The organism is Spirosoma terrae, from assembly GCF_010435915.1.
Taxonomy (GTDB): Bacteria; Bacteroidota; Bacteroidia; order Cytophagales; family Spirosomataceae; genus Spirosoma; species Spirosoma terrae.
In genome coordinates, this window is record NZ_JAAFZH010000001.1 from 780,475 (window position 1) to 792,451 (window position 11,977).

At 49.0% G+C, this 11,977-nt stretch carries 11 protein-coding genes and 1 pseudogene; 10 read left to right on the top strand and 2 right to left on the bottom strand.

Features of this window, described 5'->3' with window-relative positions:
* The first annotated feature begins 2 nt into the window (after positions 1-2).
* The 6 genes from GK108_RS03400 (at position 3) to GK108_RS03425 (ending at position 4,624) form a co-directional block, all read left to right on the top strand.
* Positions 3-686, top strand: coding sequence for a hypothetical protein (locus GK108_RS03400; protein WP_163942739.1), 684 nt, complete (start codon positions 3-5; stop codon positions 684-686).
* Positions 687-690: 4 nt separating this feature from the next.
* Positions 691-1,251, top strand: coding sequence for a YceI family protein (locus GK108_RS03405; protein WP_163942742.1), 561 nt, complete (start codon positions 691-693; stop codon positions 1,249-1,251).
* Between the two features lie 72 nt (positions 1,252-1,323).
* Positions 1,324-2,817 (top strand): serine hydrolase, encoded by a 1,494-nt coding sequence (locus tag GK108_RS03410; RefSeq protein ID WP_163942744.1) that lies wholly within the window; start codon positions 1,324-1,326, stop codon positions 2,815-2,817.
* Between the two features lie 134 nt (positions 2,818-2,951).
* Positions 2,952-4,034 (top strand): MFS transporter, encoded by a 1,083-nt coding sequence (locus GK108_RS03415; protein WP_163942746.1) that lies wholly within the window; start codon positions 2,952-2,954, stop codon positions 4,032-4,034.
* Positions 4,035-4,056: 22 nt separating this feature from the next.
* Positions 4,057-4,242: a hypothetical protein gene (locus GK108_RS03420; RefSeq protein WP_163942748.1), complete on the top strand. Its 186-nt coding sequence runs from the start codon at positions 4,057-4,059 to the stop codon at positions 4,240-4,242.
* Between the two features lie 76 nt (positions 4,243-4,318).
* Positions 4,319-4,624 carry a hypothetical protein gene (locus tag GK108_RS03425; protein ID WP_163942750.1) on the top strand — a complete coding sequence of 102 codons (306 nt, stop codon included), beginning with the start codon at positions 4,319-4,321 and terminating at the stop codon, positions 4,622-4,624.
* A 3-nt stretch (positions 4,625-4,627) separates the two neighbouring features.
* Here GK108_RS03425 and GK108_RS03430 read toward each other — a convergent pair whose 3' ends face one another.
* Positions 4,628-5,851: a TCR/Tet family MFS transporter gene (locus GK108_RS03430; RefSeq protein ID WP_163942752.1), complete on the bottom strand. Its 1,224-nt coding sequence runs from the start codon at positions 5,849-5,851 to the stop codon at positions 4,628-4,630.
* Positions 5,852-5,973: 122 nt separating this feature from the next.
* Positions 5,974-7,095 (bottom strand): DNA polymerase III subunit beta, encoded by a 1,122-nt coding sequence (gene dnaN / locus GK108_RS03435; protein ID WP_163942755.1) that lies wholly within the window; start codon positions 7,093-7,095, stop codon positions 5,974-5,976.
* A 213-nt stretch (positions 7,096-7,308) separates the two neighbouring features.
* On the opposite strand from dnaN, the gene GK108_RS03440 reads away from it, so the two are divergent.
* From GK108_RS03440 to GK108_RS03460, 4 genes and pseudogenes are all read left to right on the top strand, one after another.
* The gene (locus tag GK108_RS03440; RefSeq protein WP_163942757.1) at positions 7,309-7,821 is read left to right on the top strand and encodes a DUF2480 family protein; all 513 of its coding nucleotides are present in this window, start codon (positions 7,309-7,311) and stop codon (positions 7,819-7,821) included.
* Between the two features lie 438 nt (positions 7,822-8,259).
* Positions 8,260-9,259: pseudogene (locus GK108_RS31215) on the top strand (polysaccharide biosynthesis protein).
* A gap of 129 nt (positions 9,260-9,388) precedes the next feature.
* On the top strand, positions 9,389-10,285 hold the full coding sequence (locus GK108_RS03455) for a LysR family transcriptional regulator (RefSeq protein WP_163942766.1): 897 nt from the start codon (positions 9,389-9,391) through the stop codon (positions 10,283-10,285).
* 64 nt (positions 10,286-10,349) lie between these two features.
* Positions 10,350-11,891 carry a M28 family peptidase gene (locus tag GK108_RS03460; RefSeq protein WP_163942769.1) on the top strand — a complete coding sequence of 514 codons (1,542 nt, stop codon included), beginning with the start codon at positions 10,350-10,352 and terminating at the stop codon, positions 11,889-11,891.
* The last annotated feature ends 86 nt before the right edge of the window (positions 11,892-11,977 follow it).

The window sequence follows — 11,977 nt, forward strand, 5'->3', positions numbered from 1 at the left end:
GCATGAAATATATCTTGTTGATTGTAAGTCTGCTGGGAACAGTTAGTTCATTGCAGGCACAGGACTCAACATCCGTCGGAGGTCATACTCCGACGGATACATTACCGACCAAGAACGAAGCCGATGCGCTACTGGCCGATCTTACCGACTCGTCCGAAACTCAGCCATTGCTGCCGCATAAAATGATTTTTACGCAGCGTGCACTCTGGGGCAAAAAAGGCTTGTTACGGGCTATTAATGTGGCTCCATTAACCACCGAAGGGCGCGCCCATGAACTGAAGGTTCGTCGGACAATGCTTGTGGCGCATCAGGTAGCTGGTTTTGTTACGTTGGCTGGTTTTGTAGCCCAGGGACTGCTGGGTGCCAAACTCTATAATGCAAAAGGACAGGAATACGTTGATACCAAACAGTGGCACGAACGTATGGCCGGGATCATTAACGTTACGTATGGAACGACAATGGTATTGTCGTTAGGGGCACCGCCCCCTATGATCGGAGCCAAGCGGGGATTTACGACTATCAAACTGCATAAATACCTGGCTATTGTGCATATAACCGGAATGGTGGCAACAAATATTCTGGCTCATATGATTGATTCGAATCCCGAGTTAAAACCTTATCACAGAGCAGCCGCTTACACAACGTTCGGGGCATTTGCAGCGTCGATTGTTGCTATAAAATTCTAAGCGTATGAAAAATTATCTGATTCCGAATGGCTACTGGTTAGCCATCATACTTCTTTGTGCCTTTGCGAAACCAATGGGCAAGCGCAAGTTGATGGCCGATAAAACGGCTTCGACCGTTACGTATGCTGCCAAGCACCCTATGCACAACTGGGAGGGGGTTAGCCGGGACGTGAACTGCGCCATGATCTATAACGACGACACCAAACAACCCGAGAGCATAGCCGTTTCGATTAAAGTTGCTTCATTTGATAGTGATAATAACAATCGCGATTCGCACGCTATCGAGGTGCTGGATGGCCTTACCTATCCGAACGTAACGTTTTCATGCTCCGACATCAAGGCCAACGAAAGTGGTACGTTGACAGCTAAGGGTAATCTGACGTTTCATGGGATAACAAAATCCGTTACAGTGCAGGTAACTCGCAAAGAATCAGCTGGTAAAATGATGATGTCGGGCGAGTTCCCGGTCATGCTGAGTGACTATAAAATTGAGCGTCCATCACTGATGGGTATGAAAACTGAAGATGGAATCATGCTTCGGTTTAATGTAGTATTTGCTTTGTGAATATATTGCATTCTTGATTGGGAGCCGTATAAGATTCGGTACTCCTGACCTGGATGAACTATAGTCTGGCAGATGAAACTACGCTACCTTCCTCTTTTCTTATTACTTACCAGTACGGTTTTCGCGCAAAAACTAATTTCTACCCAACGTATTCAGGCTTTTGATGCCTATGTAGAGACAGTTAGAAAACAATGGGATGTGCCGGGTTTGGCCATCACGGTCGTCAAGGATAATCAGGTAATTTTCAAAAAAGGGTATGGCGTTCGGGAACTGGGTAAGCCGGAACCCGTTGATACGCAAACCCTGTTTGCCTGCGCTTCAACGACCAAAGCCATGACCGTTACGTTGATGGGGATGCTGGTTGATGAAGGCAAACTTGCCTGGGATGATCCCGTATTGAAATACCTTCCTGAGCTTCAGTTATATGATCCCTACGTAACGCGTGCGTTGACAATTCGCGATTTGCTGATCCACGATACGGGCGTTGGGAGTACTGACTTCATGACGGGCTCCATGACCATTTCGGCCAATGAGATGTTCAGGCGTATGCAGCTGGTGAAGCCGAGCTATTCGTTCAGGGCCGGGTTTGTGTACCAAAATACGTTTTATTCGGCTGCTGGTCGAGTCATTGAACGTATCGTTGGCAAGACGTGGGCCGATTATCTGAAAGAGCGAATTTTTATGCCGCTGGGAATGACCCGGACGGCGCCGAAACGGAGCTACATCAACGACAGCAATCAAACAAAACCACATTTTGCCATTAACGACACGATTCGGGTGATCGATTACGGTACCGACAGCGAAATTGGCTCGGCGGGGGCGGTTTGGTCGTCGGCTGATGATATTAGTAAGTGGGTCATCTGTATGCTGGATAGTAGTAAATACGGCGGAGGGCGCTTGCTGAAACCCGAGACCTGGGCTGAGGTATTCAAGCCGCAAACGTTCTTCCCGGAAGATGAATACCCAACCATGCAAATCCTGAAACCAAACTGGCGAACCTACGGCCTGGGCTGGTATCAGCATGATTATAAAGGGCATAAAGTTAATTTTCATACCGGCAGTCTGGCGGGGCTAACGGCGATTATTGGCCAATTACCCGACGAAAAGCTGGGCGTTTATGTGTTCGGGAATTACGATCATGCTGAAGTTCGTCATGCGCTTATGTACAAAACGTTCGACTGGTTTGCGCTGGGTGGCAATCGTGACTGGAGCGGTGAGTTTAAAACCTTGTACGCAAATGCTAAAGAAGACGCTAAAAAAGCCCGACAAAACTTCGTTGCCGGGCGCGTGGCTAATACGAAACCGTCGTTGCCCTTGGCGCACTATGCCGGTACCTATACCAGCCCCCTGTATGGAAAGGTAGAGATTACGGTAGAGGGCGATCGGTTGTTAGTCAATGTAAATGACAATACGACCAATGCTACTTTGTCGCACTGGCACTACGATACGTTCTACGGACCCTATAAAAAAGCCTGGTATGGCAATGCGCTGGCTCAGTTTCGTCTGGGTGAGTCGGGTAAAATCGATACGTTAACTGTGGCGGGTATGACGTTTAAGCGACAATGAAATACCTGATTTAACTGATAAGTCAGGCTGTGAATATAGGTTTGCCGGAACCAAAATATAGGTTTTCCCTGATTGAGAAAGAGTTTTGCTGGCGAGACCTTTGTTACGTTCATTTCCTCTAGTTACTACCCAACATGGACGTAATCAGCCGTTTGTCAGCAGGAGGCTCAAGGTACCAACGTATTGTTCTGGCCTTGGGAGTGGGGCATGGTTTTTCGGATGCTGCGGCTGGTTACCTGATTGGCTCTTTGTCGCAGCAGTCAGATTTTTTTCAGATTGGTAGCGCCGTATTGCTCTATAATGCGTTGGCGTTTGGCGGGCAGTTGCCCGCCGGTGTCTGGATCGATCGGTTGGGCCATTATCGAAGCCCGGCCATTCTCTCGTTGCTGGGGATGCTTTTAGCCCTGGGACTACTCTATTATCAGCTTATCTGGATTTCGGTTGGTTTGGCGGGTATAAGCTCGGCCTTTTTTCATGCCGCCGGTGGCGCAACTACGCTCGTTTGTTTTCCCGGTAAAGCGCAATTTGTCGGACTTTTTTCTGCATTTGGGGTGCTTGGGCTGGCGTTGGGCGGCTGGGCCGGTGCTACACAAGTGAGTTGGTTCTGTTACGTAGTCGTAGCAGGGTTGAGCATGGTGCTGGTGGTATTACTCAACGCTACGTTTCCGCTCGGTCAGCGGCTGAACCGATCCATTGAGCGCAGGTCGCTGGATCGACACGATTACCTGATGATTGTGCTATTGATGGCGATTGCTCTTCGATCCGCTGTCTGGAATTGTCTTCAGCTGATATATAGTCATCAATACGAATGGCTGTTCTACATGGCTATAGCCGCTATGGTTGGCAAAGTGGTTGGCGGTTGGCTGACAGATCGCATTTCCTGGAAAGTATACGCACTCATTGCCTTGACAGTCGCTATTCCGGCGTTGAGCTGGGGACACCGAAAACTGGTCTGGCTGCTGCTGGGTACTGGTCTTCTGCAATCGCTGACGCCGATGAGTGTGTTGGCGTGGCAACGTATTTATCCGAATAGACCCGCAGCGGTGAGCGGTTTATCGTTTGGGTTGGCCATTGCAATTGGCGGACTTGTGTCGGTCAGTCCGCTGGCTATGTCAGGTTCTGTTCTGGCACAGCTCCTGTTGATGGGCTTACTGACGGCTGGTCTTTACTACGTCTTTCTACGTTTGTTTAGGCACGATTCAGTTTTTGACAGATAATATATTTCTAACCACATACATCATGAAAAAATACGCCCTTACTTTTCTGCTGGCCGTTACGTCGGTAGCATCAGCCTTGGCCGATGTTGTTATTGAATCGCCCGGCCCGACAAGAAGTCCCACACTAAATTATACGCTATTTGTCGGTCTGTTTGCTGTTATTCTATTGCTTATTGTGCGTAGAGTTCGTAAGCGAAAACAGCCATGAATGCTACGTTAGGCGGTAAAGCAAACAGTTATTAAGGTTCTGTTTTTGAAAAAAAGGCGCGAAACCGGACGGAGCGATGTGGATCAATCTGATAAAAACCTGGCTGATTGAAATTCCTATTTTACTCTTGTTTCTATGGCGGTACGACAAGCCCGCCCGTATTGTCGGGTTAGGTATATTGATCAGTGCGTCGACCTGGCCGTTTCTGGTTTATTATTATTCGCAGTATGGCGGAAACATCTATCTGCTTGAACTGCTCGTTACGTTGGTCGAAGCTTTTTGGATACGGTCGCTCTGGAAAACGTCCTGGCCCTTTAGCCTGCTAGTGAGCTTTGCGTGTAATGCTATAAGTTTTGGCCTCGGCTGGATGAGACTAATCTGACGATTAACTAATGGCCATTCGCTTTTTCAGGCCGCGTCGAGCCAGAATTGCACTGATCAGAAACAGCAACGAGCCCAAAAAGAAAGGAGCACCGGGCATATAGGCGGGTGCCGCCGGTGACGTAAAATACGAGAAAAGATTCGTCATAATCAGCGGGCCGAAAATAGACGTAGTGCTGGTTAAGCTGGTCAGCGCTCCCTGTAGTTCTCCCTGTTCGTTATCGGGAACCTGGTTCGAAATAATGCCCTGAATAGAAGGGCCTGCAATACCGCCCAGTGCATAAACGGTCATAAAGGCAAAGAGCATCCAGCTTTTGGTTGCTAATCCAAGTAAAATAAAGCCGACAGCGCTAAACGTTAGCCCTACATAAACAGCCCGTTGCTGACCAAGCTTGGGAATAATAATCCGGCTTAGCCCACCCTGCACGACTGCAAACGATAGGCCGATAGCTGCCAGCGACAGACCAACCGTTTTCTCGTCCCATTTGAACTTCTCCATGGTGTAGAATGTCCAGGTGCCCTGTATCGCAAAACCGGCAATATAAATCAGTACGAGCGATGCTACCATGCCCAGAATAACCGGGTATTTCCCCAGTCGCATGAGCGAGCCAACCGGATTAGCCCGCTTCCAGTCGTAAGGCCGACGTTTTTCGGGGGCCAGTGATTCGGGCAGGATCAACAAGCCATACAGAAAATTGAGCATGGTCAGACCAGCGGCAACGAAAAAAGGAACGCGTGGGCCATATTGACCCAGAAAACCACCCACGGCAGGGCCGAGAATAAAGCCTACGCCAAATGCAGCTCCAACCAGGCCAAAGTTCTGGGCTCTTTTTTCGGGGGTGCTGATGTCGGCAATATAGGCTGTTGCGGTTGTAAAGCTGGCTCCCGTTATCCCCGCCACGATCCGGCCGATAAATAACCATTCGATGGTAGGAGCAAATCCCTGAAGAATATAGTCGAGCCCGAACCCAAACAATGAAAAGAGAAGCACGGGCCGACGCCCGAAACGGTCGCTCAATCCACCCAGAACGGGCGAAAAAACGAACTGCATCAGCGCATAGGAAAAGGATAGCCAGCCGCCCCAGCTTGCCGCCTGACTGATGTTCCCATGAATAAGTTGTTCAATCAGTTTTGGGAAAACCGGAATAATAATTCCCAGCCCCGTAACATCGATCAGTAACGTAATGAAAATAAAAATAAGTGCCGGGGCAGTACGTTTGGAGGCCATAAAAAGAGGAACCGGGATTGAACGGATTGACGGATCAACCAGATTTTGTTTGATTGTAGCGCTTCTTTGAAGCGAAAACAAAATCTGGTTAATCCGTCAATCTGTTCAATCCCGGTTCAGAATTAAGCGTATGTATTCAGCATCACTGGCATAACCAGCATCAGAATGTCTTCGTTTTCTTCCTTATCAGCCGGAATCAGCAGACCCGCGCGGTTGGGAGCCGACAGTTCAAGGGAAATCATTTTTGCGCTCAGATTACTGAGCATTTCGGCCATCAGCTTAGCGTTGAATCCGATTTCCATTTCGTCGCCGTCATAATCGCAGAGCAGTTTCTCGTTGGCCTCGTTCGAGTAGTCGAGATCTTCGGCTGAGATCGCCAGCGAATTGGCTTTCAGCGATAGGCGAATCTGATGCGTAGTACGGTTGGCATAGATCATGATCCGCTTCAGCGAGTTGAGCAGATCGGTGCGGCCAATCGTCATTACGTTCGGATTGTTGGTTGGAATCGCGTTCTCGTAATCAGGAAAACGCTCATCGATCAACCGACAGATCAACTGAGTCGGGCCAAACGTAAATGAGGCATTGGCCTGGCTGAATTCGGCCGTTACCGCTACGTTGTCGGGCAGTGAAGCTTTCAGCAGTTGAAGAGCTTTACGCGGAATAATGGTAGACGTACTGGCCGATGCGTTCAGATCGGTCCGGCGATAGCGAATGAGCCGGTGCCCGTCCGTAGCCACAAACGTAGCATTGTCAGGGCTGAGCTGCAGATACACACCCGTCATGGCAGGCCGCAGATCGTCGGTGCTGGTAGCAAAAACAGTATTGTTGATCGCTCCCAACAGGACGTCCGACGGTATTTCGACCGACATATTTTTATTGACTGTTGGCAGTTTAGGGAAATCAATTGGGTTTTCACCGGAGAGCTTAAACCGACCGTTGTCGGTCAGGATCTCGGTGCCAAATGTTTCTGTATCGATATTTACCGTAACCGGTTGTTCGGGTAAACTACGTAGCGTATCGAGAAGCAGTTTGGCCGGAATAGCGATAGACCCATTTTCGGAGGCATCGACAGGAATCTGCGTTGTCATCGTGGTTTGCAGGTCCGATGCCGTTACGGTCAACGTACCATCGTCGATTCGAAACAGGAAATTTTCAAGGATCGGCACAATCGGGTTGGTCGCCACGACGCCGTTGATATTCTGGAGGTTTTTAAGGAGTACGGACGAGGAAACGATAAATTTCATGGACCAATCGTTTAAAGCTGTTCATTAATTATATAAGAGCAAAAGTAGCAAAAAAATATGGACTGAACGGCGGTTTTTTGTTTGGTCGTTCAGGAGAACCTTCGTTCCCCAAGGGGTGTTGAACAGGAAGAAGAGAATAGCCTATCCGGATTAATCTGAGGGGGCTCAAGCCAGGATAAATAAGCCTGGTTCGTATTGCATAGGATATCGAGTATGGAAACTGAAATTATTAATCGTGTTGCCAATAGTGGCCTTGTTACGCTTGATCTTGAAGAATATTATCATCCGGGTGAGCGGGTTGTGTATGACGTGAAAGACAATCTGTTTATGGGGCTGATTTTAAAAGAAAAAGATTTTCGGGCCTTTCTGAAAGAGCACGACTGGAGCCAGTATGCGGGCAAGAATGTGGCCATTACCTGCACGGAAGATGCCATTGTTCCAACCTGGGCGTATATGCTTCTTACACTTCAGCTTCAGCCCTATGCCAATTCGATCGTATTTGGTTCACTGGTTGATTTGGAAGAAAAACTTTATTTCGACGCTATTGGCCAGATTAATCCAGAGGATTATCGCGATGCTCGTGTCGTTGTAAAAGGATGTTCTAAAGTGCCTGTACCCACGGCGGCTTATGTCGAACTAACCCGAATGCTGCGTCCTGTGGTACAAAGTTTGCTGTTTGGCGAACCGTGCAGCACCGTTCCGCTCTATAAACGGCCCAAAGCATAGCGTCTTGGCTGATAGGAATTCCGTCAGTTGCAAGGGATAACTTGCATTTTTAAGTAACCTGTATATCTTTGATTGTTTACTAGTGGTTTTGTGCTTGTCTTGGCGACAGTATGCAAAGTCAGTACAACGTTCACGGATTGATATAGGCGAAATAAAGTGATCTCAGGAAAGCGATTGGCAGTAAGGTTAGCAACTGGTCAAAGTCGACGATGGGCTGTACGATTAACGGATCTAATCCTGTTGCTGCTGGCTATTGGCTGTATAGGAGCATGGTTATATTCGGTTCAGGTCGTTATTTATCTGGTTGCAATACTTCTTCTGAGCGTTGTTCGGTTCATCGTTAAACACTACGTTGAAAACTCCGCACATGCAGCGATACGTACCGACGATTTGCTGAACCGGCCGGTTATTCACGTAACGAATACGTCCATTGAGGGAATGATTCAGGGGCGGGTCGTTTTGGTGACCGGGGCGGCTGGTTCTATTGGGAGCGAATTCGTTCTCCAGCTATTGCTGCTGAAGCCGAAACAAATAATCCTGCTCGATCAGGCCGAATCGGCGTTGTATAACCTGGTTGAAAAAATCCGGCAAACAATGAGTCATGAGTTGGCTAGCACAACGCTCTCTACTCAACTAGCCAATCTGACAAACGAAACCCGAATACGACGTATCGTTGCTACGTATCAACCCGAGTTTGTGTTCCACGCAGCGGCCTACAAACACGTACCGCTGATGGAATCGCACCCCGCCGAGGCCGTACAGGTCAACATAGTAGGGACAAAAAACATCGTTGATGCGGCAATTGAGCACGGGGTGAAAAAATTCGTGCTCATTTCAACCGATAAGGCCGTTAATCCAACCAGCGTCATGGGCGCCACCAAGCGTTTTGCCGAAATGTACGTGCAGTATAGAAGCGCTCATGCCGATACCCAGTTCATGACAACGCGATTTGGGAACGTATTGGGTTCTGCTGGTTCGGTGGTATCGGTATTTTATGACCGTGTCAGAAGCCTGCCATCTGGTGCTGGAAGCGGCCGCTATGGGGAAAGGGGGCGAGGTTTTTGTATTCGATATGGGCCACCCGATACGTATCGTGGATCTGGCCCGGCGAATGATTCATCTGGCTGGTTACCGGGAAGGACGGGATATCGATATCCTGTTCACCGGTTTACGTCCCGGCGAAAAACTACGTGAAGAAGTGCTACACGTACACGAAGCAATACAACCGACCCATAATCCACAGATAAAAATTGCCCGGTTGTCTGAGCCTGACCCTGTATTGATTGAGCAGGCTTTGGTACGAATCGGCCTGGCACTGGTCAACTCCGACGACAGGCAACTGATACAGATCCTGAAGGAAACTATCCCTGAATACATTAGCAATAATTCGCCGTTTTCTAGTCTGGATGCCCTTCCGGCAGCGGTTAGTTCAGCGTAGGCGGAGCCGGGTTTGGAATCGTTAACCTACGTTTGATCTATTCCCAACGTACTGGCTTCATCAAGAGGCAGGTTTGGGTAATAGTACTATTTCTCCGTATTTTGAGGAAATAACTCATATTACTCATCCATGCTCGATTTCCGCCTGAATGTTTTCTATACTGTTGCGAAACGGCTAAGCTTTACAAAAGCGGCTGCCGAACTATACGTAACGCAACCAGCCGTAACGAAGCATATTCAGGAGCTGGAACATCAGTTTGGGATGGCGCTGTTCGATAGGCGGGGCAACCAGATTAGTCTAACATCGGCTGGTAATTTGCTCCTGAAGCATGCTGAAACCATCATGGGAACGTATCGCCAGCTGGAGTTTGATATGAATGCCCTGAAAGGTCAGCCGGGTGGTACGCTTCGGCTGGGTGCCAGCAGCACAGTAGCGCAATACGTTATTCCGCCTGTGCTGGCCCGTTTTCATGAACAGTCGGCAGATATTACCATTTCACTTCTTAGCGGTAATACCGAACAGATTGAGCAGCAATTGCTCAACAAAAATATTGATCTGGGATTAGTAGAAGGCCGAACGCATAATAGCGATATCCGGTATACGCCTTTCGTGAAAGATGAGCTAGTACTGGTTTGCCGGGCCGATCACCCGCTGGCCGACCGCGATGAAATTACACTAGACGAATTACAGTCTATACCCATCTTACTTCGGGAGCGAGGGTCGGGTTCGCTGGAAGTAATTGAACACGCTCTCCGGGGAGTTGGCCTCAAACTGACCGACCTGACCATCGAAATGCAACTGGGCAGCACCGAAAGCATTAAGTCTTATCTGGGCAGCTCGCGTTGTATGGCATTCGTATCTGTTTTTGCCGTACAGGACAAACTCCGCGCCGGTATATTGAAAGTTATTGATGTCCAGGGGCTTTCTATTCATCGGGAGTTTTATTCGATTCAGTTGCAGGGCGTTAGCGAGGGACTGCCTGATACGTTCATGCGGTTTGCCCGTCAGCATTATAAGCGTGGCTAAAAGGCGGAAATTCTACGGGCCTGCGATGGGTTATTTCGTATTTTTACCCCGAAACCCAATCATCATGCAAACATATTCTATGGCAACCTTAGCCGTCGGGCTGGCTTTAGCAACCGTATCGGTGCAGGCACAACCTCGAACCACTAAGGCCGGAGCAGCAAATAAAACCGTTTCTGCTGCTCAACTACCCGAATTCGCTATATCAAAGGCAGAAGTTGAAGCGCATACCTATTTTCTGGCTTCCGATGAATTACAGGGGCGTCGCACCGGCGAACTCGGCAATCAGGTTGCTGCCCGGTATATCGCGGAACAGTTTCGTTCGCTTGGTTTAAAAACGCCGTCTGGGCAAACCAACTATTTTCAGCCAATTGGACTAGAGAAAGTTAAAGCAGCTACGTCGGGATCACTCCTGGTCGGAAAAGATACGCTCAAACTGGGAAAAGAGCTTGTTGTGATGGCGGGGTCTGCTACCGACGTAACGGGTGAGGTCATCTACGTAGGCTACGGGCTGACTAATGGCGAAGATGGCTATAAAGGCCGCGACGTAAAAGGACGTATCGTGGTGGCGCAGGGTGGTTCGCCGGACGCGAAGGGCCCCAGCGAAATTTTTCGGGCGTCGGCCGAAAAGCGTAAACTGGCTATAGAAAAAGGGGCGGCTGCTCTTATCGAGTTGTATAGCGAATCGATTCCCTGGGGGTTTGTCAACCAGTATTTTAACCGCGAACAGATTGCCTTGCCGGTTAGTGGCGCAAACAGTAGCTCAGTGGCTCATGTATGGATAAATAATGCCAACAACCAGTATAAGCAGTTGAAAGAAGCTGGGCAAACCGTTACGCTACGTACGTCGGGGCGGCCCAAGACATCCGTTCCATCGGCGAACGTAGCGGGTATTATTGAAGGAACAGATCCTAAGCTGAAGGACGAGTACGTGATTGTATCGGCTCATTTCGATCACGTTGGTGTTGGTAAGCAGGGGGGGAGTGCCTATCAGCCCGAAGATAGTATTTTCAACGGAGCCCGCGATAATGCCTTTGGGACGGTAGCTATTCTGGAAGCAGCGAAAGCTCTGTCGATAAAGAGACCAAAACGTTCGGTGCTGGTTCTGGCATTAACGGGCGAAGAAGTGGGGCTGCTCGGAAGCCGGTATTATGCTGAGCATCCATTAGTACCGTTGAAGCAGACCATTTTTGACCTGAATTCAGACGGGGCCGGTTACAATGATACCACCATTGTGTCGGTGATTGGATTGGAACGGACGGGAGCCAGGGCAGAAATAGAAGCCGGAGCAAAATCGGCGGGGCTCAGCGTGTTTGCTGAACCAGCGCCCGAGCAGGGACTGTTCGATCGTTCCGATAACGTTAGTTTTGCTGCGAAAGGAATTCCGGCTCCTACATTCTCGGCGGGATTTAAAGCATTCGATGAGGCTATTGGTAAATACTACCATCAGGCCATTGATAACCCCGAATCGTTGGATTTTAACTACGTTCAGCGGTTTTGTCAGGCGTTTGCGCATACGGCACGACTGATTGCCGATCGGGCTACACGTCCACAATGGTCGGCGGGTGATAAGTATGAAGCCGCTGCCAAAGCCTTATATGGGCAATAAGCAGGCTAAAATGAGCGTATTAAAAGCAGCTAGTATTACCGATCAGCCTTGATAAAAACCGTTTGACGTAATTGAAAACTAAACGG

Excerpts from the sequence above, each read along its gene's own strand:
- GK108_RS03400 (WP_163942739.1), top strand. The coding sequence starts at position 3 with ATGAAATATATCTTGTTGATTGTAAGTCTGCTGGGAACAGTTAGTTCA.
- GK108_RS03405 (WP_163942742.1), top strand. The coding sequence starts at position 691 with ATGAAAAATTATCTGATTCCGAATGGCTACTGGTTAGCCATCATACTT.
- GK108_RS03410 (WP_163942744.1), top strand. The coding sequence starts at position 1,324 with ATGAAACTACGCTACCTTCCTCTTTTCTTATTACTTACCAGTACGGTT.
- GK108_RS03415 (WP_163942746.1), top strand. The coding sequence starts at position 2,952 with ATGGACGTAATCAGCCGTTTGTCAGCAGGAGGCTCAAGGTACCAACGT.
- GK108_RS03420 (WP_163942748.1), top strand. The coding sequence starts at position 4,057 with ATGAAAAAATACGCCCTTACTTTTCTGCTGGCCGTTACGTCGGTAGCA.
- GK108_RS03425 (WP_163942750.1), top strand. The coding sequence starts at position 4,319 with ATGTGGATCAATCTGATAAAAACCTGGCTGATTGAAATTCCTATTTTA.
- GK108_RS03430 (WP_163942752.1), bottom strand. The coding sequence starts at position 5,851 with ATGGCCTCCAAACGTACTGCCCCGGCACTTATTTTTATTTTCATTACG.
- dnaN (WP_163942755.1), bottom strand. The coding sequence starts at position 7,095 with ATGAAATTTATCGTTTCCTCGTCCGTACTCCTTAAAAACCTCCAGAAT.
- GK108_RS03440 (WP_163942757.1), top strand. The coding sequence starts at position 7,309 with ATGGAAACTGAAATTATTAATCGTGTTGCCAATAGTGGCCTTGTTACG.
- GK108_RS03455 (WP_163942766.1), top strand. The coding sequence starts at position 9,389 with ATGCTCGATTTCCGCCTGAATGTTTTCTATACTGTTGCGAAACGGCTA.
- GK108_RS03460 (WP_163942769.1), top strand. The coding sequence starts at position 10,350 with ATGCAAACATATTCTATGGCAACCTTAGCCGTCGGGCTGGCTTTAGCA.